Source organism: Xaviernesmea rhizosphaerae (assembly GCF_001938945.1).
GTDB classification, from domain to species: domain Bacteria; phylum Pseudomonadota; class Alphaproteobacteria; order Rhizobiales; family Rhizobiaceae; genus Xaviernesmea; species Xaviernesmea rhizosphaerae.
In genome coordinates, this window is record NZ_MKIO01000029.1 from 1 (window position 1) to 21,375 (window position 21,375).

Consider the following 21,375-nt stretch of genomic DNA (forward strand, 5'->3'; position numbering starts at 1 on the left):
AAAACACATCACTCATCACGGTCTCCTTTCCGAAACCGTGAATCACATCTCAAACCAAATTAATAGGTCCTGAGCCTAGATTTGATGCAACTGCTTAAGCCGTAGCTTTTGGACTTCACCTATTCGCCGAAGTTCCTCGGCCTCGGCCTTTCGCTTCGCTTTCTTGTCGCCCTCGGCGTATTTCCACGTCACACGGGCGGCCGGATTGCAGGGGACCGACACGAGACTGATTTCGAGAAGATCGGACTTCGTGTAGCGCTGCGGGCCCTTCATGGGATTGCCCTTGTCCAGCGGCAGGCTTTCGAGCGGACGGAAGCCGATGGAAACGCCTGCGATGACGTTGGCGCGCACCAGCGCATAAATCTGATCGGAAAGAGCGGACACGCCAGCTGGCGGAAACTCACATTCGGCTTCAAGGCTGTTGCCGCTCAAGCGAACGTCGGTCGCCCTGGCGATCGGCGATCCGTGGTCGTGCTGCCAGAGAATGACCGGGTTTTGTCGATACGCCTGCAAATCAATCCCGGTCTGCACAACGATATCACCCGTACGGTCGATATCATCGGTTGAGCATAGCAGCACAACGCGCCGGGATTTGCCGTCGTTAAACGCTGCCGTGTTCGCTACCGCCGGGACGCTGCCGCCCGGGGAAAACTTGCGGATGACGTTCATTCTCGGTCCTCATCCGGCTTTGCAAGCCGCTGCTCGCCTTGCGCGATCTTGCGAACCATGGAAAGGCCGTCCGCCGTCCGATCGTCTGTCTTCTTCTCGGCGCTCTTGCCGGTGGTCTCAAATCTGTATGCCCTGGCCATGTCGGACCCTTTCAAACGAAAACTGCCGCGCCAGCCGCAACCAAAGCCGCAGCCTCCGGCAAGAGAAAATCAAATGTCGAGCCGGTCGGAAGCACGGCCCGACGCTTGGCAACCTCGCCCCCCACGTTGGGCCGATCCGGCCACCCTGGCACCCACTCAAGCCGATAGTCGGCCGTCAGAGTAACGCGTGTCAGGATAGGGCTGCCGCCGCTGATGCCTTGGGAAATGTCCGCAACGACAGGCGTTCCATTGACTGTTGCGATGCGGACAAGGACGGGGTTAATCGCCATCTTTCGCCGCGTCCTCGATACGGTCGGGAACCGGTTCGGCCTGTGTCGGAACCGCATCCGGCGGCGCAAAGTCCGCAGCGCCCTTGCCCATCAGCGCATGGGCGATAGTGTCGGGATAATCGACGATATCGCCGATCCGGCTTTGTCCGCCGTCAGGCAGTTCGATGCCGGACCGCAGGATGGCAAGACGGATGCGGAGCAGGTAGGGACGGAGGTGCGATACAAGGCGCCGAAGTCAGGCAAGGCCCGCACTGTTGCATTGTCCTCCATGATGGCGACGGAATTGAAGGCGCACCGTGCGCGACAGGCTGAAGAGCAACTGAGGATCGGCCTCAGGCCAGGAGATGACGCGTTCGTCATTGCTCAAGTGGACAGTCGGCCGCTGAAACCGGTATCGCTGACGCACGAATGGACGCGACTGCTGGCGAAGACTGATCTTCCCCGTATCCGCTTCCACGATCTGCGGCACACCCACGCATCGCAGATGCTGGCCGCCGGCGTTCATCCGAAGGTCGCAAGCGAGCGCCTGGGGCACTCTACGATCGGGATCACACTCGATTTGTATTCGCACGTCATGCCCGGAATGCAGGCCGACGCGGCGGAACAGGTTGACGCGGCGTTGCAAGCGGCTATAAGCGCAAGTCGAAAAACGAAATAGTTGCAAAGTGCGTAGCAACAGGCGTTTTTCTCCTACGATGTCGAAGAAAAAACCGCTTTGATATCAATTAGATGGAAGAGTGTCCGAGTGGTTTAAGGAACCGGTCTTGAAAACCGGCGTGCGGGAAACCGTACCGTGGGTTCGAATCCCACCTCTTCCGCCATCTTGGCTGACATTCTCAGTCTACCATCGGCCCATGCCGCCGCGCGCCGATTTCCTTCCACATATGGCTGCCTGACTTTCTATCCCCTTGCCGCGCGATCGGCTCGTTTCGGCGTTGCCTTTTTAGGACATTCGCCCTAGATATCTTTAGGTCATACGTCCTAGGCGCGATTTCGGACCTTTGTTTGTCGCGCCATGATCGTGGAGTGCTGCAATGAGCGCGATCGAGACCCGCCGGCAAATCGTGGACGTCGCCGACAAGCTCTTCTATGAGCACGGTTACGAAGCCACCTCCTTTGCCGATATCGCCGGGGAGGTCGGCCTGTCGCGAGGCAATTTCTATTACCACTTCAAGAGCAAGGACCAGATTCTCGAGGCGGTCATCGAGCGGCGCATCGCAAAGACAGGCGCTATGCTGAACGCCTGGCAAGAGGATGCAGGATCACCCTTGGACCGTATCCGGCGCTTCATCCGCCTCCTCATCGCCAACAGCGCAAAGATCATGGACTATGGTTGCCCGGTCGGCACGCTTTGCAATGAGCTGGCGAAACTCGATCACGTGGCAAAGGACGACGCGGCGCACCTGTTCGCCCTTTACCGCGATTGGCTTGCCCGGCAGTTCGCGGCGCTTGGCCGCGAAACGGAGGCGGAGGCGCTGGCTCTCCACCTGCTGATGCGCAGCCAAGGTGTTGCCACCCTTGCAACGGCCTTCCGCGACGGAGATTTCATCCGCCGCGAGGTCGCCGATATGGAAGCGTGGCTGCAGGCACAATGCCCGGTCACATCATCCCCTCAATTCTAGAGCATCGGACCGAAAAGTGGGAACCGGTTTTCGGAAAAATCCGATGCGAAAACAAAACTCTAGAGCATCACACTGCGTATGGTTTCCAGTCCGATGCTCTAACAGTCCGCCTGATGGAGCAATCATGTTTGTCATTACCCTTCGCTTCGCCGACAAAACCAAGGCCCCCCAGTTCATGGAAGGGCATAATGCCTGGATCAAACGTGGTTTCGACGATGGCGTGTTTCTGTTGGTCGGAAGTCTTCAGCCAAATGCCGGCGGTGCGATCCTCGCGCACAATGCATCGCCGGAGGAGATCGAGCGACGTGTGCAGGAAGACCCTTTCGTCGCCGAGGGCGTGGTCCGTGCAGAAATCCTCGTTATTTCGCCTGGCCGTACCGATGAATGGCTGGACTTTCTGAAAGCATGAGAGATGAGTCCGATTGATCTCATGCGACCAGAGCAGGCGTGTCGTCGCAACGAAACGAGTCGCTCATAGCTTGCGAAGCTCTCACCGCAAGAGGGGCTTGCGGTCGCGCAGGAGGCGTATCCAGGCTTAAGGCACAACAAGACGAACGCCGCAAAAGCGGGACGCGGCGGTAACCTTACAATGCTGTTGTGATTATGATGGTCGGAGTGGAGAGATTCGAACTCCCGACCCTCTGGTCCCAAACCAGATGCGCTACCAGACTGCGCTACACTCCGACATAGCCTGTGCCCCAAGGGGCTGCGGCTCTCATCCCGCCTTCTAGCAGGGATGCGAAAGACGATGGCTTGGAGCCCTCAACTGCGTCTTTCGCGGGTTGGATACACGCTCGCTTGCGGGAGGGCAATGGGAAAGATTGCAGATTCCCGGGCCTTTTGTGCCCAACCTTTTTATAAGAAGGCTTCTGTGCGCGCTGAAAGGATCAGAGTTCCACCGTTTCGATCTTACGGTCGACGAAGCGCAGCGCGACGTCGCCCTGGATCAGCTTGAGCGCGGTCTCGCCGAACAAGTCGCGGCGCCAGCCCTTGAGCGCGGCGACATCGGCCTTGTCGCCTTCGGCGGCGATCTTGTCGAGATCGTCGCTGCTGGCGATCACCTTGGCGGCGACGCCCTGCTTTTCGGCCGTCAGCTTCAGCAGCACTTTCAGCAATTCTGAGGCGGCGCCTGCGCCTTCGGGCGACTGGGTCGTGCGGGGCAGCCGGGGAAGATCGGCCTTGGGCAGGTCCAGCGCCTCGTTGACGGCGGCGAGAATGGCACCGCCGGCGGCGGAGCGCTCCCAGCCCTTCGGCACGGTGCGCAGCCGCGACATGGCCTCGGCATCGCGGGGCTGCTGCTGGGCGATCTCGTAAAGGGCGTCGTCCTTCAAGATGCGGCCGCGGGGCACGTTGCGATTGCGTGCCTCGCGCTCGCGCCAGGCGGCGATGCGCTGGAGCACGGCCAGCTCCACTGGCTTGCGCAGACGCATCTTCAGCCGCTGCCAGGCATTTTCCGGGTCGATGTCATAGGTCTCGCGCGCCTCGAGCACGGCCATCTCGTCGGCCAGCCAGCTTGCGCGGCCCTCGCGCTCCAGCTCGGCCTTCAGATGGGCGTAGACGTCGCGCAGATGGGTGACGTCGGCAAGCGCATAGTCGAGCTGCTTTTCGGAGAGCGGGCGGCGGCTCCAGTCGGTGAAGCGCGAGGACTTGTCGATCTGCACATTCTTGATGCGGTTGACCAGCTGGTCATAGGAGACGCTGTCGCCGAAGCCGCAGACCATGGCGGCCACCTGCGTATCGAAGATCGGATGCGGGATCAGACCGCCGAGGTGGAAGATGATCTCGATGTCCTGCCTTGCGGCGTGGAACACCTTGATCACCTCGGGATTGGCCATCAACGCGAAGAAGGGCGAAAGATCCAGTCCCGGCGCCTGCGGGTCGACGATCACGGCAATGTCTGGTCCGGCCATCTGGATCAGGCAGAGCTGCGGCCAGAAGGTCGTCTCGCGCAGGAATTCCGTGTCGATCGTCAGATAGGGCGCGGCTGCGAGCTTTTCACAGGCATCGCGGAGTTCGGCTGTGGTGCTGATCATCAAACTTCAATCAAGATGGCAAAAATGCGACTTTTCCCGATTTAGACCGTCACGCCGCCCGCCTCAATGAAAAAAGCTATACCACACGGAAATAGGCCGACATGCCGCTCTTCTGATGTTCGATGATGTGGCAATGGAGCATCCAGTCGCCGGGATTGTCGGCCACCAGCGATAGCTCCGCCTGCTCGTCCGGCTGCAGGAGAATGGTGTCGGTCGGCGGCGGCAGGCTGGTGCGCTTGCTGGAGGAGAGAAGGGTGAAGGCAAGCCCGTGCAGGTGGATCGGATGGGCGTGCGGCGTGCGGTTGGCCATTTCGAGAATATAGCTCTTGCCGAGCTTCAGCTCGGCCAGCGGCCCCATCGGATCGGCCGTGTCGCCCTGCCACGGCACCTTATTGATCGCCCAGAACGTATAACCGATCGAGCCGCAGAGGCTCGGAGCCGGCGCATGCTCGGCGGTCGCCGTGAAGTCCAGCGGAATGCGGATGGCGGAGGAGGCGTCGAAAGGGGTGAGATGGTTGGGGGTCAGCGCCCTGACATCCCGCAGGTCGCGACGGGCGGCGGCGCCGACGGCCCGCAGGCTCGCCACCGTCCAGGGATTTGAGCCGCGGAAATTGGTGAGCGTCACCACCGTGCCCTCCGTCTCGGGCATGTGAACGACGAGATCGGCGCGCTGGCCGGGGGCGAGATCCAGCTGGTCGAGCGGCAGCGGCGCCGGCGTGGCATGGCCGTCGAGCGAGATGATCACGGCCGCGGCGCCCTTGAGCCCCAGCGTGTAGATCCGCGTGACATCGGTCGCCGCCAGCCGCAGCCGCACCAGCCCGCCGGCCGGCGCATCGATCACCGGCGCATCGCGCCAGTTCGCGGTGCGCAGCGTGCCGAACGTGCCGCTGCGGGCAGCATCACGCGGCTTGAAGGTTTCCAGGAAGGTGCCGTCCGGGCGCAGCCGCCAGTCGCGCAGGTTGAGCACGATCTCGGCGTCGAACACCGGATCGGTCGGATCCTCCACCACGATCACGCCGGTCAGGCCCCGGCCCATCTGTTCCAGCGTGTTGCAATGGGGATGATACCAGAAGGTGCCGGCATCGGGCGGGGTGAAGCGATAGTCGAAGCCATCGCCGGGATAGACATAGGGCTGCGTCAGCTCGGGCACGCCATCCATGGCATTGTCGATCCTCAAGCCATGCCAGTGCACCGTGCTCGGTTCGGCGAGGTGGTTGGTGAAGCGGGCCGCAAAGGGTTCGCCCTTGCGCATGCGCAGGACCGGCGGCGGCGCGGCCTCGGCCGTATCGTCGAGGCTATAGGTCATCACATCGCTCGGGCCGGTGGCGGCGCCGATGCTGAGCCGGGCCGGCCGGGCGGTGAGCGGCACGGGTGCTGCGCTGGCGCCGGCGTGGCGCGCAAGACCGGCGCCGAGCGCGGCGCAGGCGGCGGCAGCCGACCCCTTGAGAAGTGTGCGGCGGGAGAGCGGCATCATGAAAGGAGCTCCGAGGCGGATCTGACTGGATGCTTCTTTAAACTTGAGAGATCAATTCATCAATCCTGCCATCAATCCTGCTTGTCGGCTTGTGGATGGGCCGGCGGCGTGTGGGGCGTATCCGGACGGGCGGGAAGGCGATTGAAATAGGCGGAGACGCGCAACAGCGCCCGGAACCGCAATTGCCGCCGGCCGATCTCCACGCCGCCACGCGCGCGCATGCGCAGGAGCGTGTAGACAATGAAGCCGGCGAGCACCACCGACATATAGAGGAACAGCGCGCGGCTGCCGAAATGGTCGATGAGCAGCGAGGCGCCGAGCGGCCCGACGATCGCGCCCAGCGACCAGAAGAACAGGATGCCGGCGGAGACCAGCGCATGCTGGCCGGGGGCGGCATGATCGTTGGCATGGGCGGAACAGAGCGAATAGAGCGGCATGGCGAAGGCGCCGAACAGGAAGATGCCGATGATGTTGCGGGTCTCGTCCTGCCCGGCGAAGAAGGCCAGATAGAGCACCGACACCAGCGAGCCGATGCCGGCGGCCAGGATGATCCGGCGCCGGTCCAGCCGGTCGGAATAAAGGCCGAGCGGATATTGCAGCACCACGCCGCCGATGATGCCGGCGCTCATGAAGGTGGCGATGGCCGTGACCGACAGGCCGATATCGGCGGCATAGATCGGCCCCAGCGAGCGGAACGGCGCAGTGGTCAGGCCGACCACGATCGCGCCGACGGTGGCCAGCGGCGAGACCGACCACAGGGCTTTCAAATCGAAGCGGAAGGCCTCGGGCGGGGCGGGGCTGGAGCGGTCGGCCAGCGAGATCGGCACCAGCGACAGGCTGAGCGCCATGGAGATCACCGCAAACAGGCCGAAGCCATCCACGCCGATGGCCGGGATCAGATATTGGGCCGCGGTGACCGAGCCGAGATCCACCAGCCGATAGACCGAGAGCGTGCGGGCCCTGTTGTCGTTGGTCACCCGCGCATTCAGCCAGCTTTCCACGGTGGCGAACAGGCTGGCCAGACACAGCCCGGCCAGAAGCCGCATGGCGAACCAGACAGTGGGATCGATGACCAGCGCCATCGACAGCGAGGCGGCGGCCGCCAGCGCCGCCATGGCCGAGAAGGTGCGGATATGGCCGATCGACCGCAGGATGCGGGTGACATAGACGCAGCCAATGGCAAAGCCGATATTGTAGCCCGCGCCGATCAGGCCGATGACGCTGGGCGAAAAGCCTTCACGCAGGCCCCTGAGCGAGATGAAGGTGGCGAGCAACCCATTGCCGCCGATGAGAATGCCGGCAGTGACGAGCAGGGGAACGAGCGGGCGGATCTGGGACATCAAATTTCGGCCGGAAGGAAAGCTTCAAAAAGCGCGAATCGCGCGCTTCGACAGCTGCCATCCTTACAGTCTTTTCAAGACTTGCTGTTGGTCTGACGAAAAGGGTGATTTCGAGAACCGGAGCGCAGCGTCCTTAAGGTCCGTGAGCACCGGAAGCGCAGAAATTGCCATTTGCAGGCGGCCAACGGCGATTATTGGACAGACTGTGAGACCCGGCGAAGGTGTGAGGACAGGCACGATTGCGCCTGTTCGCCTTTCCATTGACGTCGCGACAGGGCCGTGTCCGCGCGGCTTGAGCGTCGGACTGAAAATCATAGGCAGTCCGATGCGCCAGTTTTTTGTTTCTGGATCGGATTTTCCCCGAAAGCCGCTTCCCGCTTTTCGGTCCGGTGCTCCTGCCCGCAAGAGACTGAGGGGGCGCCGTGACCGGGCACGTCCCTGCGCCGGCTATTTCCAGCCGTACTGCTTGGCCGCCGTCTCCACCTCCTTGGCGTAATCGGCCTCGATCGCATCCAGCGCCGTGACCGCCGCCGCGCCGGCGCCGCCCAGTGCCTTCACATAATCCTCGCCCTTGGCCGATTTTTCCCAGTCATTGCCGACGAAGCGCGCATTGACCTGGCCGGATTGCGAGATGGCCGGCTTGTTCGGCGCGAAGGCTTCGGCGGTCTTGGTCAGACCCTCGAGAAACGCCTTGTCCGTCAGGCCGCTATAGGGCTTGCCGGCATCGTCGGTGACATTGAGGAAGATCTGGTCGTCGCCGAAGGCGGTATAGCCGCCGCCGAGGCCCTTTGCGGTGGCATCGGCCTTTTCGAAGAAGCTCTGCGCCGTCTTGGCATCCAGCGTGTCCTTGGGGAAGGAGACGGTGACGTAGAAGGTCTTGCCCTTGGGATCGTCGAAGCGCGAGACGAGCACGCTGTCCTGACGGAAGACATAGCCGAGCGCGGCCGCCAGCCGGTCGGCTAAGGGATCGTCGATCTCGCTTTCGCTCTGCAGCGAGGCATTGGTCTTGAGCATGTAGCCGCCGGGTGTCACCTCCGTCTCCAGCGCGCCGGGCGCGACGCCGACGGCCTCGGCGATCCGGGGCACAATGGTTTCGAGCATCTTCCCGGCAAAGGCGGCGCGGTCGGCATAGGTCGCATCCGCCATCTTCGGCAGGTCGAAGCCGTGCGACGGCGTCGCCTCATAGGACAGCAGCACGCGGTTTTCGGCAAGCGCTGGCCCGGCAAGCGCAAGGAGCGCGGCGGCGAGCGGCGGCAGCACGCGGCGCAGAAGCCGGCGGGTGCGGGAGGCAAGGGCAGAGACAGGCGCGGCAGGCGTGATCGAGGGCATCGGCTTCTCCATTTTCGACGGGCACCGCCCGCCGGAGATCGACCGAGGCGGCTCAGCCCGCGAGAATGTGCGGCGCCGCGCGGCTTGGCAATGATTCGTGTGCACTTGCTAAAGGATCGCCACAGCGGCGGCAGAAGGGCCGGCGCTTTCTCCATGGTCGGCCCCAAAGCCGACTATGCCGCTTTTGCGCTTCATGGAGGCGGCCCGCGGGTGGCAGAAGCGCGCGAAGCATGGCATGCAGAGGCCACGCCCCGTCGCGCCGCCCCGGCCGCAGCGGATGCCGCCCTCCAGCCTTCGAGACATCATGCCCGATTTCGCCCTGCCAAGCACCTATGCGATCACGCTTGCCAATTGCGCCTTCTTCGCCCGCCATGGCGTGCTGGCGGAGGAGGCGAGCCTCGGCCAGCGCTTTTTCGTCGATTGCGAGCTGGAGGTGGAGGCCGGTCCGGCGCTGGTGGACGACCGGATCGACGGCACGGTGCATTATGGCGAGGTGTTCCAGGCGATTGAGGCGGTGGTGACGGCCACGCGCCGCGGCCTGATCGAAACGCTGGCGCATGATATCGCCGTCAGGCTTCTTTCCACCTTCCCGCAGATCCAGCGCGCGCGCATCACCCTGCGCAAGCCGAGCGTGCCGATCCAGGGCATTCTCGACCATGCGCAGGTCTGCGTCGAGGTTCGCCGATGAGCATGCCTGCGCTTCTCGGGCTTGGCGGCAATATTGGCGACAGCCGCGCGCTTCTGGCCGAGGCCCTGCGCCGGCTGGATGCCCTTGATCACTGTCGCGTTCTCGCCGTTTCCCGCCTGTTCCGCACCCCGCCCTGGGGCGTGACCGACCAGGCCTGGTTCACCAATGCCTGCGCGGCGGTCGAAACCGATCTGGCAGCCGAGGCGCTGCTGGAGGCCTGCCTGGCCACGGAGCGGGCGATGAAGCGCGAGCGGATCGCGCGCTGGGGGCCGCGCACGGTCGATATCGACCTGCTGACCTATGGCGATCTCAGGCTGGACACGCCGGCGCTGACTTTGCCGCATCCGCGCATGGCCGAGCGCGCCTTCGTGCTCCTGCCGCTCGCCGATATCGCGCCCGGCTTCATCCTGGAGGGGCGCAGCATTGCGGAGCGGGCGGCAAGGACGGATGCCGAGGGCATCGCGCCGCTGACGGAGACCGGGGACTGGTGGCGATAGGGCATCGGACCGGAAAGCGGCTCCCGCTTTTTGATCAGAGGCGCCAGCGGGGATCAGCCCTTCCGCAGGCTAGAGCATCGGACCGAAAAGTGGCAACCGGTTTTCGGAAAAATCCGATACAAAAACAAAAAATTAGAGCATCGGACTGCGGGCGATTTTCAGTCTGATGCTCTAAGCAGCTCGGCGCCTGAAGATCCGGCGTAAGGATTGCGAAGCTTTAGCGGATCCGAGCGGTTTCCACCCTGTCGCCCGGTTTGAGGCCGAGGCGGCTCACCGTGCCGGCATTCAGTTCGAGAACGAACGCCACGGGCTTTCCCGAATCGATGATGGCCTCCGACTGGGGCACCGCATTCTCGCGGATGGTTTCCACCCGGCCGTTCCTGCCGATGAACAGCATGTCGAGCGGCAGAGTGGTGTTCTTCATCCACATCATCACACGGCGAACCTCGCCGAAGTCGAAGAGCATACCGTGCTCGGGCGCCATGGCGCGGCGAAACATCAGGCCCTGGGCCCGTTGGTCCTCGTCAAGCGCCAGTTCGACGGTGAAATTATGCGTCCGTCCATCCTGTGCGTGAATGACGAGCGGCGCCGTGGAAAAGGCGAGCGTGTCGGCGCGCACGCCGTCCGGGCGAAACAGCGCGAGCAGCATGGCGAGCGATACGAGCAGCGCCATGACGATGAGCGCGCGGGCGGGGAACGCGGATGGACGGGGAATGGCCCTCCCCATGCGCGCCTGCGGGAAGGGCGCGCGATCCAAGTCCTGTTGCGATTGCCGCTGCGTGCGCTGAAACTGTCGGGTCATCCGCTTGGCCTCCCTGTCCTCATCGGACTGTCCTCGTCCTGCCGTCCGCGTGTCCTTGTCGCATTGACTGCGGCAGGCTCGCCGAAGGCAGGCGGCCGCAATCCTGCTCGCCTCTGGCCGCGCTCGCGGTCATCTGCGCCGCTCGACACCGCATTGCGCGAGCCGACGCGACGGTACGTCCGCCGCGCAAAGACTGCGTAACAGGCCCCGGCCGAGCCAGCCAGCAAAATAGGACGATCCTGAGGCGCCAGAGCGTCGAGCCGAAAAGTGGAGATGCGCCAGAGGACACGAAATCGCGAAGAGGAGCGGAAATAGGCGGCCGACGCCGGGATCGACCCGGCAGAACAGATATCCTCCGGGCAAAAAGACGGAGGCATCCGCTCGCGCAACCCGACGCATCTCCTCACCCGGACGCAACAACAAAAAGCCGGCTTACGAAAAATTCTCTTTTTCGTAAGCCGGCTTATATTTCAGCACTCCGGCGCAGCCATTGCGCTGGTCTGGATGCTGCATTTAATGCGCGCGGCCCACGGGCGCGGGCACGTCAGGATGGATTTCCGCGGCCATCAGGCCCTTGTCGCCATCGCCGAAGCGCACGAGAACGGTCTGGCCCGGGCGCAGCTCGGTCAGGCCGAAGCGGCGCAGGGTTTCCATGTGAATGAAGATGTCTTCAGTGCCGTCGCCGCGGGTGAGAAAGCCGAAGCCCTTGGTGCGGTTGAACCACTTGACGATCACCCGCTCCAGCCCGCTGGTCGGCGTGACCTGAACATGGGTGCGCACGGGCGGCAGCTGCGAGGGATGCACGGCGGTGGACTGGTCGATCGAGAGAATACGGAAGGCCTGATAGCCCCTGTCCCGTTTCTGGATCAGCGCGACGATGCGCGCACCTTCCAGAACCGTCTGGATCCCGTCGCGGCGCAGGCAGGTGACATGCACCAGAACGTCCTGCATGCCGTTGTCAGGAACGATGAAGCCGAACCCCTTGGCAACGTCGAACCACTTGATGACGCCGGTGATCTCGATCAGGTCGAGGGCTTCGGAGCCAAAGTCGTCCCCCCGTGCGAGGCTCTTCGGTGTTAATCTTTCCGCCATAGATTCTCAGCCCTCGATATACGCGACACGGTCTGCGGTTACTGATTCTTAAGGCTGAAGCATAACATCCGCTGCGCTGGCTTGCGCAAGTCCTCGGACGAAATTTGCCGCCTTGAGAAAGAGGCTAGATCGCGAGGCTTGCCCCTGGCTGATGACCGATTAGATAGGCCTTGCAGCCGGTTCTGAGCGGATGCCGCACGCCCGCACGACACTGGCCCAGCCTGCCCATCCGAATCCCACCGCATCGAAGGACACCATCATGCGCTATCTCCACACCATGGTCCGCGTGACCGATCTGGACGCCGCTCTGCACTTTTATGGCACACTCTTCGGCCTGACCGAGGTGCGCCGGATCGAGAGCGAACAGGGGCGCTTCACGCTCGTCTATCTGGCCGCGCGCGACGATCTCGATCAGGCGAAGAGCGCAAGCGCGCCGCTGCTCGAGCTCACCTGGAACTGGGATCACGAGGACTATACGGGCGGGCGCAATTTCGGCCACCTCGCCTATGAGGTCGATAATATCTATGAGACCTGCCAGAAGCTGATGGATGCCGGCATCACCATCAACCGCCCGCCGCGCGACGGCCATATGGCCTTCATCCGCTCGCCGGAGGGCATCTCGATCGAACTGCTGCAGAAGGGCGAACGTCTGGCGCCGCAGGAGCCCTGGTCCTCCATGGCCAATACCGGCAGCTGGTAAGCCTCACACAAAGCTGAACGCGCACCTTGCCGCCGACTGACGGGCATCAAGCCCGATTCCAGCCGGCGGCAGGGCAGAACGGATCGCGACCGATCATGCCCGCGCCGGCAAAAGGCGATGGAGGCCTGCCCGCGTGATCCGCCACTCCCCCCGCACCCGCTCCCGCCTGATCCTCGGCCTTCTGGCCTCCGCCTGCCTTCTCTCCGGCTGCATGACCAGCAAGGACAGCGCCGACAAGGCGGCCGATGCGCTCTATGAGGCGGCGCAGGAAGAAGCGGCCGCAAAGGGACCCGCCAAAGGGGCGGCGAGCGCGCAGGCGGCCGACGCCGTCGTGCAGCCCGCCCTCGCCCATCCACAGGCAGCCTCCGCACAGCCTGCCGTGCTTGCGCCGCAGCCGGCGACGGCGGCCACCACCGCGACGGCGGCGGAAACGCCCGCACCGCTCAACAGTCCCGATGGCAGCGGCGTGGTGATGCAGGGCACGGCGGTCAATGCCATGGCCGGCAGCATTTTTTCCAGCCGCCAGCCGGGCCAGGGCGGCGCGCCGCGCAGCCTGTTCGAGGCGCCGGCCAGCCCTGCCGCCTATCCGCAGACCGCAAGCCCGGTCGCGCCCGCGCCTGCGGAACCGCAGGCGGCAATGCCGGAAAGCTCGATCGCCCCGGCGCCGGAGGCCGCCAGGCCGGGCGACTCGCTGATCGGCCTTTTTGCGAAATCCGCCAAGCCGGGCGTGGCCAAAGCTGGGGCCAAAGCGGTGGTGCCGCAGGCCGGCGCCACGCCGCAGCAGGTCGCGGCCCTGAGCTATCACCCGCTGCCGGGCATCCGCGCCCGCTCGATGTTCGCCACGGTCGACGATACCGATCCCGAGCATGACGACAACAGCCCGCGCATCACCCAGGCCTCCCTGCCCGGTCTCGCCCGGCTGGCGGCGCGCGGCTTCTGGCTCGAACAGCCGCAGGTGGACAGCAGCTGCTTTCGCCCGGATCTGAAAGCCATTCTGAAATCGGTCGAGACGCGGTTTGGCCGCAAGGTTCTCGTCACCTCGGGCCATCGCACCCCGGTCCACAATGCCCGCGTCGGCGGCGCGCCGAAATCGCGGCACCTGACCTGCGAGGCGGCCGATATTCAGGTGGCCGGCGTCGACAAGTTGCAGCTGGCCGGCTATCTGCGCTCGCTGCCCAATGTCGGCGGGGTCGGTACCTATTGCCACACCCAGTCCGTCCATGTGGACACGGGCAAGCGCCGCGACTGGAACTGGGGATGTGCCCCGCGCAACGTGTGATCGCGGCTGGCCGGACCGCCGACGGCAGCCTTGCTTTGCACGGCCTGTTTCGCGCCGCTTACAGTGCCCCCACCCGCGAAGGCCTGTGGACGCGCCTCAATCCACAGGCGCAAACACATGATTTCGCAGGGAAATGCGCCTTTGCGCTCCAACATGTCAAAAAAATGAAAGAATCCGATTTTCCTGCTTGCGCCCTGCGAAGGTGCTGATTATAAGCACCCCCACGAGACGACGCGGCGACAACGAAACGCCACACAGTCTCGGCGGCATGCGCCCTTCGTCTATCGGTTAGGACGTCAGATTTTCATTCTGAAAAGAGGGGTTCGACTCCCCTAGGGCGTGCCATCATCCCCTTCGATGTGTTTGTTTCAAGCCTGTCCTGCGGACGGGCTTTTTGCATTTTTCGCCCGTTTTCGTGCTTATCCACAGGCCTCTCCGGGCGAGAAGAAAAATCAAAAAAAGGCTTCACTTTCATCACTTTGGGGCTTGCGGCCTCATACGGCCGAAGCTATAAGCAGCCCCACGAGAGCGGCGGGAAACACCCGACGGTTTCTACGGCATGCGCCCTTCGTCTATCGGTTAGGACGTCAGATTTTCATTCTGAAAAGAGGGGTTCGACTCCCCTAGGGCGTGCCACCCTTTCTCCAGAAATGACTGTCTTTGAGATCTGACCCTGCGTCGGGCGGTGAGTCGTCGTCCTCTCGCTGCCTTGGCTGCACCGTGGCGGGCGATACCGTCGCCATCATCAAAAATTCATGGGCCGCTAGCCTGTCTGTCGCACCGGCGCAATAGAAGCGCTGCATCAGCAAAACCTCACGCATCGTCCGCTGCGAGGTTCTCATGCTGACCCGATTGTTCTCCTCCACGATTCTCGCTTTGTCGATCCTGGCGCCGCTGGCCATGCCGGCCGCAGCCACGGAGATCGGCCAGACCATCGGCAATCCCTGCCCTTTCGGCGATTGCGGCGCGCAGATCGCGCTCGCCTATGCCGGCGAATTCGTGATCCCCACGGGCACGGTGATCGACGGTGTGGAACTCGGCGGCCTGTCCGGCCTGGATTTCGATCCGGCGACGGGGCATTTCATCGCCATTTCGGATGATCGCTCGGAAAAGGCGCCGGCGCGCTATTATGAACTGGCCATCGATGCGGACAGCGCGGGCATCCATGATGTGACGGTGCTGAAGCGCGTGACGCTGCAGGACAAGGATGGAAAGCCCTTTGCGCCGAAGATGGTGGATCCGGAAGCGATCCGTTTCAGCAAGGCAGGGATCGCCTGGACAAGTGAGGGCGACGCCAAGCAGCTTCTGCCGCCCTTCGTGCGCGAGATGAATGCCGATGGCAGTTTCCGGCGTGAATTCGTCCTGCCGGTCGGCTTCGCTCCGCTTGCCGACAAGTCCGCCGGTATTCGCGATAATCTCGCTTTCGAGGGTCTGACCTTCCTGTCCTCCGGCGATCTTGTTGTCGGCACCGAGGAAACGCTGAACCAGGACGGGCCGATCGCCGACCTGCTGCATGGCGGCCTGTCGCGGCTGATCCGCTATGATGCGGACAGCGGCGCGCCCAAGGCGGAATATGCCTATACGATCGCGCCGATCCCCCAGGCGCCGAGCGAGGAAAAGGGCTGGAAGGACAATGGTCTGTCGGAGATTCTGGCGCTGGACGATCATCGGCTGCTGGCGGTCGAGCGCGGCTTTGCCAAGGGCTTCGGCTTCAATATCAAGGTCTATATGATCGATCTTTCCGGCGCGACCGACATTTCCGGCATTGCCTCGCTTGCCAAGGCGGAGACGCCCGTCATCCCGGTGCGCCGCAGCCTGGTGATGGACATGCGCGCCTTCGGCCTCACGCCCGACAATATCGAGGGCATGACGCTGGCCAGGGGCAAGGACGGCAGCGACCTCCTGATCTTCGTATCCGACAATAATTTCTCGCCGGAGCAGAAGACCCAGTTCTACGCCTTCAAGGTGCTGAAGAAGCCCTAAGCGGTCCCCGCACCTGTCATCTCCCGGAGATGGCGGGCCTCTACCGCGCCACCGCCGCGTCGATGATGCGCAGCTGCACCCGGCGCAGGCCCTGATAGGTGTCGGCAGAGAGCGCCCCGGCGACATGAACGAGATTGCCGCGCGCGCCGAGCAGGAAATCGCCGAGCGGGCCGCCGACGGCGCGGAAGGCCATCGCGTCGATCCGGCTTCCGTCCTGGGCCTCTAGCGTCGCCTTGACATGGCTTTCGCCAACTGGGCGGACATCGCGCACGCGATGGGCCGGAAGCGCGAAGATCGGCTGCGGATGGCCCGCGCCATAGGGGCCGGCGCTGTCGATCTGGTCCATCAGCGCGAAGGTGGCGCCCGAGGCCGCCAGCGCGCCATCGATCTTCAGCACTTCGCTGGCCGCCAGTTCGCTGACGGCGGCGCGGGCCCGATCCTCTAAGAAGTTTCGCAGTGCGCCGAGCTTGGCCTTTTCGACCGTCAGTCCGGCCGCCATGGCATGGCCGCCGCCCTTGACCAGCAGGCGCTCGGACACGGCGGCGCGCACCAGCCTGCCGATATCGAACCCGCTGATCGAGCGGCCGGAGCCGGTACCGGTGCCGTTCGGGTTGAAGGCGATGGCGAAGGCCGGGCGGCGGAAACGCTCCTTGAGCCTGGAGGCGATCAGCCCGACAATGCCGGGATGCCAGCCCTCGCGCGCCGTGAGGATCACGCCAGCAGTCGAGCCATCGCCATATTCCACCATCGCCTCGGCTTCCGCTTCGGCGAGCATCGCCTTTTCCATCGCCTGGCGCTCGCGGTTGAGATCCTCCAGCAAGGCGGCGATTTCGGCCGCCTTGTGCGGATCGTCGAGCGTGAGCAGCCGGCTGCCGAGCGCGGCATCGCCGATGCGCCCGCCGGCATTGATGCGCGGGCCGACGACGAAGCCGAAATGATAGGGCGTGACCGGGCCACCGATACCGGCCTGGCGGAAGATGGCGGCGAGGCCAGGATTCTTCATGTGGCGGGCGGCGATCAGCCCCTTGACCACATAGGCGCGGTTCAGCCCCTTCAGCGGCACCACATCGCAGACGGTGGCGAGCGCCACGAGATCGAGCAGGCCGAGCAGGTCGAAGTCACGCGCGCGGGCATCCCCCGCCTCCCGGCGCTGGCGCAGCACCTCGACCAGCACGAGAAACACCACGCCGGCGGCGCAGAGATGGCCCTGGCCGGAGAGATCGTCCTCGCGATTGGGATTGACGAGAGCATGGCAGGGCGGCAGGTCGACGCCGACCTGGTGATGGTCGATCACCACCACGTCGATGCCGCGCGCAGCCGCCGCTTCGAGCGATTCGTGGCTGGTGGAACCGCAATCGACGGTGACGATCAGGCGCGCCCCCTCATCGATCAGCTGGTTGATCGCCGCCGGATTGGGGCCGTAGCCCTCGAAAATCCGGTCGGGAATATAGATACGCGAATCCAGGCCAAAATGGCCGAGCAGCCGGAACATCAGCGCGGAGGCCGAGGCGCCGTCGACATCGTAATCGCCGAAGATCGCCACTTGCTCGCGCCGCTCGATCGCTTCGGAAATGCGGGCTGCGGCCTTGGCGCAATCCGTCAGGCTGCGCGGGTCGGGCATCAGATCGCGGATCGTCGGATCGAGAAAGCGCAGGGCATCGTCCTGCACCACGCCGCGCCCCGCCAGCACGCGGGCCACAAGCTCCGGCAGGCCATGCACCTGGGCAATGGCAAGTGATCGGTTGAGCCCCGCCTGATCGAGCCGAGCAACCCAGCGCTGCCCGGTCACCGATTGCTCGACATTCAGGAAGGCACGCGGAACGGGGTCCGGCGCGTCCATCATCGGCTTTGCGCGCCCTTCCCGATCAGACGTCCTTCGGCCGCTCGATGCGGATCACCTGCGGCTCGCCCATCAGATAGCCTTCGCCGCGAATGACGCCGACCGCCTTGCGCACCGATTCCTCATGCGTCGCATGGGTAACGAGAATGATCGTCTGCGCGCCCTCTTCGACAGGCTTCTTGGAGTGCTGCATGATCGATTCGAGCGAGATGCCGTTGGCGGCCATGGCGGTGGCGATGGAGGCGAAGACGCCGGTCCGGTCTTGAACCTTGAGCCTTATGAAATAGCCGCCCTCGTGATTCTGGATCTGCGCGCGGCGATAGGGCAGCAGCGCGTCGGTGGGGCGGCCGAAGGCCGGAACGCGCTGGGCGCCCGGGCGGCTCTTGGCGATGTCGGCAATATCGCCGAGTACGGCCGAGGCCGTGGCATTGCCGCCGGCGCCGGGGCCGACCATCAAAAGCTCGCCGAGAATATCCGCCTCGATCGCCACGGCATTGGTGACGCCATCGACCTGGGCGATGACGGAGGCGATCGGCACCATGGTCGGATGCACGCGCTGCTCGATGCCGCTCTCGGTGCGCTGGGCGACGCCGAGCAGCTTGATGCGGTAACCGAGATCTGCGGCCGCCTGGATGTCCTCGATCGAGATGTTGGAGATGCCCTCCAGATAGATGTCATCGGGCGCGATCGCCGTGCCGAAAGCGAGGCTGGTCAGGATGGCGAGCTTGTGGGCGGTATCATTGCCCTCGATGTCGAAGGTCGGGTCCGCCTCGGCATAGCCGAGCCGTTGCGCTTCCTTCAGGCAGGCGTCGAAGGTCAGCCCTTCCTTCTCCATCCGCGTCAGGATGTAGTTGCAGGTGCCGTTCATGATGCCATAGACGCGCGAAATCGTGTTGCCGGTCATCGACTCGCGGATCGCCTTGATCACGGGAATGCCGCCGGCCACCGCGGCCTCGTAGTTCAAGAGCGCGCCCTGCTCTTCCGCCAGCGCGGCCAGTTCCATGCCATGGGCGGCCAAGAGCGCCTTGTTGGCGGTGACGACATGCAGGCCGCGGCCGAGCGCGATCTTGACGGCCGAATAGGCCGGATCCTCGGCCCCGCCCATCAGCTCGACGAACACGTCGATCTCGGCTTCACGGGCAAGGGTTGCCGCGTCATCGTACCAGGTGATGCCATCGAGCGCGATGCCGCGATCCTTGCCACGGCTGCGGGCGGTGACCGCCACGACCTCGATCGGCCGGCCGCAGGTCGTCGCCAGGCTTTCCCGTCGCTCGGTGAGAATGCGCATCAGCGATGCCCCCACCGTTCCGAGACCCGCAACGCCCAGTTTCAGCGCATCCGCCATATCAGATCGTCCTTTGAAAAATGCCTTCGGCACGCCTTCTGCCATCTGGCGCGCGGCTTGTCACCCCGGATGGAACTTTCACCATGGGCTGAGTCGATCCCCCGCAAGGATGTCCGACTCGTCAAAAGGGGCGACCCAAGCCGCCCCTCGCCGTGCCCGGCATGTGACCGCAGCATCCCGCACGCTGAGAGCGTCAGCGCCGCGCGTTGAGCGAGATCACATTGTGCAGCGTATCGTCGGCCGAGGAGAAGAAGCGCTTGAGATTGCGCGCGGCCTGACGCAGCCGGTGTTCGTTCTCCACCAAGGCGATGCGGACATAATCATCGCCCTGCTCGCCGAAGCCGATACCCGGCGCCACCGCGATATCGGCCTTTTCCACCAGCAGCTTGGAGAATTCCAGCGAGCCGAGATGGCGGAATTTTTCCGGGATCTTGGCCCAGGCGAACATGGTCGCCTCCGGCGGCGGCACCTCGAAGCCGGCCTTGGCGAAGGCCTCGACCATCACGTCGCGCCGGCGCTTGTAGATGGCGCGCACCTCGGCAATGTCGGAGCCATCGCCGTTCAGCGCATGGGTCGCAGCCACCTGGATCGGCGTGAAGGCGCCGTAATCGAGATAGGACTTCACCCGCGTCAGCGCGGCGATCAGCCGGTCATTGCCCACGGCAAAGCCCATGCGCCAGCCGGGCATGGAGAAGGTCTTGGACATGGAGGTGAACTCGACCGTGCAATCCATCGCGCCCGGCACTTCCAGAACCGAGGGCGGGGGCACGTCGCCGAAATAGATTTCGGCATAGGCGAGGTCCGAAAGGATCACCAGCTCATGCTTCTTGGCGAAGGCGACGACTTCCTTGTAGAAATCGAGGCTCGCCACATGGGCCGTCGGGTTCGACGGATAGTTGATGATCAGCGCGATCGGCTTGGGGATCGAATGGCGGATCGCCCGCTCCAGCGGCGGAAAGAAGCTGTCATCCGGCTCGACCGAGATCGAGCGGATCACGCCGCCGGTCATCAGGAAGCCGAAGGCATGGATCGGATAGGTGGGATTGGGGCACAGCACCACATCGCCAGGCGCGGTGATCGCCTGCGCCATGTTGGCGAAGCCTTCCTTGGAGCCGAGCGTGGCGACGACCTGCGTGTCGGGGTTCAGCTTCACGCCGAAGCGGCGGGCATAATAAGCGGCTTGCGCGCGGCGCAGGCCGGGAATGCCCTTGGACGAGGAATAGCGGTGGGTGCGCGGATCGCGCACGACTTCGCACAGCTTGTCGACGATGGCCTGCGGCGTGGGAAGATCGGGATTGCCCATGCCGAGGTCGATTATATCGGCGCCGCCGGCCCGGGCGGCGGCCTTCAGCCGGTTGACCTGCTCGAAAACATAGGGCGGAAGGCGCCGAACCTTGTGAAACTCTTCCATGTTTTTATCCTCGCCGCGACGCCCTCGGCGTCGCCGATCCTCACGCTGTCCCATCCGGCCCTTGGGCCCTGGACCGTCTGCCGCAATCTGTTCGCTTTGCGTCCAATTTGACGGAAAGGCAAGCGCAAAACGCGCGAGCGCGTCGGCCAGATGCAGCGGTGCTCCGAGAGGCAGGGCGCTCGCGGCTTTTTCAGGGCAGGGTCGCCCCGTAACCGCGCTTTCTCAAGGATTTTTGCGCGGCTGCCGTCCCCGCGCGTGGGCCAAGCCGGCTATTCGCGGCCGATCTCGTCCAGCGTCGCCTGGCCATGGGTTTCGGCCAGATTGGTCAGCGCCTTGCGGCGACGCTCATATTCGGCCTCGGAAATCTGGCCGCCGGCCCGCTGCTTGGACAGAGCGGAGAGGCGCGCCTGCTGGGCGGCGGCCTCGTCATTGGTCATCTGCGTCGTCGCCGCCGGCAGCTTGCCCTCGATCACGGGGTAAACATTGGTCGGCGCCGTGCGCAGCATCGCCGCGGTATAGGCGGGTTGCGGCGTGCGCGGGCCGGTCTCTGTGGTGCAGCCGGCGCTGGAGACGAGGGCGAGGCTCAGCGCGAGGAGAGAGATCAGCGAATGCGGCCGGGCGAGATGAGGCCGGGCGAAACGGGAAGGGGTCGCCCCTGCCGCATTATGTGTGTTCGCCATGCTCATCCTCTGCCTGCTCCGCCCGTGATGCCGCCCCGACCCCAAAGAGCCTTGAGCGACAGGATCTCTGCCTTATGCAGGACGCGGCGCCGCATATCAGGGCCATCGAACCTGCGCTGGCACCTTTACCTGTTTTGTTGCAGAATGCAAAAAGGGAAAAA

Annotated in this window: 19 protein-coding genes and 4 tRNA genes; 11 read left to right on the plus strand and 12 right to left on the minus strand. The window is 64.2% G+C overall.

All coding sequences use genetic code 11. The annotated features are described in order from the left end of the window. Nucleotides 1-75: 75 nt before the first annotated feature. Entirely contained in the window at nt 76-669 is a 594-nt protein-coding gene (locus BJF92_RS10820) for an HK97 family phage prohead protease (RefSeq protein ID WP_075634777.1), read from the minus strand. Between the two features lie 389 nt (nt 670-1,058). Here BJF92_RS10820 and BJF92_RS10825 point away from each other — a divergent pair, with 389 nt between their 5' ends. The 4 genes from BJF92_RS10825 to BJF92_RS10840 all read left to right on the plus strand — a co-directional run bounded on the left by BJF92_RS10825 (nt 1,059) and on the right by BJF92_RS10840 (nt 3,130). Then, nucleotides 1,059-1,757, plus strand: a complete 699-nt coding sequence (locus BJF92_RS10825) for a tyrosine-type recombinase/integrase (protein WP_245294725.1) — start codon at nt 1,059-1,061, stop codon at nt 1,755-1,757. A gap of 73 nt (nt 1,758-1,830) precedes the next feature. After that, nucleotides 1,831-1,920 (plus strand) — tRNA-Ser (locus BJF92_RS10830). Between the two features lie 213 nt (nt 1,921-2,133). Further along, nucleotides 2,134-2,721: a TetR/AcrR family transcriptional regulator gene (locus tag BJF92_RS10835; protein WP_075634778.1), complete on the plus strand. Its 588-nt coding sequence runs from the start codon at nt 2,134-2,136 to the stop codon at nt 2,719-2,721. 124 nt (nt 2,722-2,845) lie between these two features. Further along, nucleotides 2,846-3,130: a YciI family protein gene (locus BJF92_RS10840; protein WP_075634779.1), complete on the plus strand. Its 285-nt coding sequence runs from the start codon at nt 2,846-2,848 to the stop codon at nt 3,128-3,130. Nucleotides 3,131-3,328: 198 nt separating this feature from the next. Here the strand turns inward: BJF92_RS10840 and BJF92_RS10845 are convergent. The 5 genes from BJF92_RS10845 to BJF92_RS10865 form a co-directional block, all read right to left on the minus strand. Further along, nucleotides 3,329-3,405: transfer RNA gene (locus BJF92_RS10845), tRNA-Pro, on the minus strand. 203 nt (nt 3,406-3,608) lie between these two features. Further along, nucleotides 3,609-4,754, minus strand: coding sequence for a ribonuclease D (gene rnd / locus BJF92_RS10850; RefSeq protein WP_075634780.1), 1,146 nt, complete (start codon nt 4,752-4,754; stop codon nt 3,609-3,611). Between the two features lie 76 nt (nt 4,755-4,830). After that, entirely contained in the window at nt 4,831-6,228 is a 1,398-nt protein-coding gene (locus BJF92_RS10855) for a multicopper oxidase family protein (RefSeq protein WP_075634781.1), read from the minus strand. Between the two features lie 71 nt (nt 6,229-6,299). Next, nucleotides 6,300-7,568 carry an MFS transporter gene (locus tag BJF92_RS10860; RefSeq protein WP_075634782.1) on the minus strand — a complete coding sequence of 423 codons (1,269 nt, stop codon included), beginning with the start codon at nt 7,566-7,568 and terminating at the stop codon, nt 6,300-6,302. A 447-nt stretch (nt 7,569-8,015) separates the two neighbouring features. After that, on the minus strand, nt 8,016-8,897 hold the full coding sequence (locus BJF92_RS10865; protein ID WP_245294726.1) for a hypothetical protein: 882 nt from the start codon (nt 8,895-8,897) through the stop codon (nt 8,016-8,018). A gap of 304 nt (nt 8,898-9,201) precedes the next feature. Between BJF92_RS10865 and folB the strand changes: the two genes are divergently transcribed. Beyond that, a complete protein-coding gene (gene folB, locus BJF92_RS10870; RefSeq protein WP_075635012.1) occupies nt 9,202-9,585 on the plus strand; it encodes a dihydroneopterin aldolase in 384 nt (127 codons plus the stop codon). Then, nucleotides 9,582-10,082, plus strand: a complete 501-nt coding sequence (folK, locus tag BJF92_RS10875) for a 2-amino-4-hydroxy-6-hydroxymethyldihydropteridine diphosphokinase (protein ID WP_078057979.1) — start codon at nt 9,582-9,584, stop codon at nt 10,080-10,082. Before folB ends, folK begins: the two co-directional genes overlap by 4 nt. Nucleotides 10,083-10,299: 217 nt before the next feature. Here folK and BJF92_RS10880 read toward each other — a convergent pair whose 3' ends face one another. Further along, nucleotides 10,300-10,884: a DUF192 domain-containing protein gene (locus tag BJF92_RS10880; protein ID WP_245294727.1), complete on the minus strand. Its 585-nt coding sequence runs from the start codon at nt 10,882-10,884 to the stop codon at nt 10,300-10,302. Between the two features lie 513 nt (nt 10,885-11,397). Continuing rightward, nucleotides 11,398-11,976 (minus strand): cold-shock protein, encoded by a 579-nt coding sequence (locus tag BJF92_RS10885; RefSeq protein WP_075634784.1) that lies wholly within the window; start codon nt 11,974-11,976, stop codon nt 11,398-11,400. A gap of 259 nt (nt 11,977-12,235) precedes the next feature. Between BJF92_RS10885 and BJF92_RS10890 the strand changes: the two genes are divergently transcribed. The 5 genes from BJF92_RS10890 to BJF92_RS10915 all read left to right on the plus strand — a co-directional run bounded on the left by BJF92_RS10890 (nt 12,236) and on the right by BJF92_RS10915 (nt 15,938). Next, nucleotides 12,236-12,676, plus strand: coding sequence for a VOC family protein (locus tag BJF92_RS10890; protein ID WP_075634785.1), 441 nt, complete (start codon nt 12,236-12,238; stop codon nt 12,674-12,676). Nucleotides 12,677-12,809: 133 nt separating this feature from the next. Continuing rightward, nucleotides 12,810-13,955, plus strand: a complete 1,146-nt coding sequence (locus BJF92_RS10895; RefSeq protein ID WP_075634786.1) for a YcbK family protein — start codon at nt 12,810-12,812, stop codon at nt 13,953-13,955. Nucleotides 13,956-14,225: 270 nt separating this feature from the next. After that, nucleotides 14,226-14,300 (plus strand) — tRNA-Glu (locus BJF92_RS10900). A gap of 216 nt (nt 14,301-14,516) precedes the next feature. Next, nucleotides 14,517-14,591 (plus strand) — tRNA-Glu (locus BJF92_RS10905). Between the two features lie 207 nt (nt 14,592-14,798). Continuing rightward, nucleotides 14,799-15,938 (plus strand): esterase-like activity of phytase family protein, encoded by a 1,140-nt coding sequence (locus BJF92_RS10915; protein WP_075635014.1) that lies wholly within the window; start codon nt 14,799-14,801, stop codon nt 15,936-15,938. Nucleotides 15,939-15,978: 40 nt separating this feature from the next. Here BJF92_RS10915 and recJ read toward each other — a convergent pair whose 3' ends face one another. The 4 genes from recJ to BJF92_RS10935 form a co-directional block, all read right to left on the minus strand. Further along, the gene (recJ, locus tag BJF92_RS10920) at nt 15,979-17,781 is read right to left on the minus strand and encodes a single-stranded-DNA-specific exonuclease RecJ (protein WP_143523999.1); all 1,803 of its coding nucleotides are present in this window, start codon (nt 17,779-17,781) and stop codon (nt 15,979-15,981) included. A gap of 22 nt (nt 17,782-17,803) precedes the next feature. Then, complete coding sequence (locus BJF92_RS10925; RefSeq protein ID WP_075634788.1) at nt 17,804-19,123, minus strand: homoserine dehydrogenase; 1,320 nt, start codon at nt 19,121-19,123, stop codon at nt 17,804-17,806. Nucleotides 19,124-19,316: 193 nt separating this feature from the next. After that, nucleotides 19,317-20,534, minus strand: a complete 1,218-nt coding sequence (locus BJF92_RS10930) for an LL-diaminopimelate aminotransferase (RefSeq protein WP_075634789.1) — start codon at nt 20,532-20,534, stop codon at nt 19,317-19,319. A gap of 269 nt (nt 20,535-20,803) precedes the next feature. Further along, nucleotides 20,804-21,214 carry a hypothetical protein gene (locus tag BJF92_RS10935; RefSeq protein ID WP_245294728.1) on the minus strand — a complete coding sequence of 137 codons (411 nt, stop codon included), beginning with the start codon at nt 21,212-21,214 and terminating at the stop codon, nt 20,804-20,806. Nucleotides 21,215-21,375: the final 161 nt, after the last annotated feature.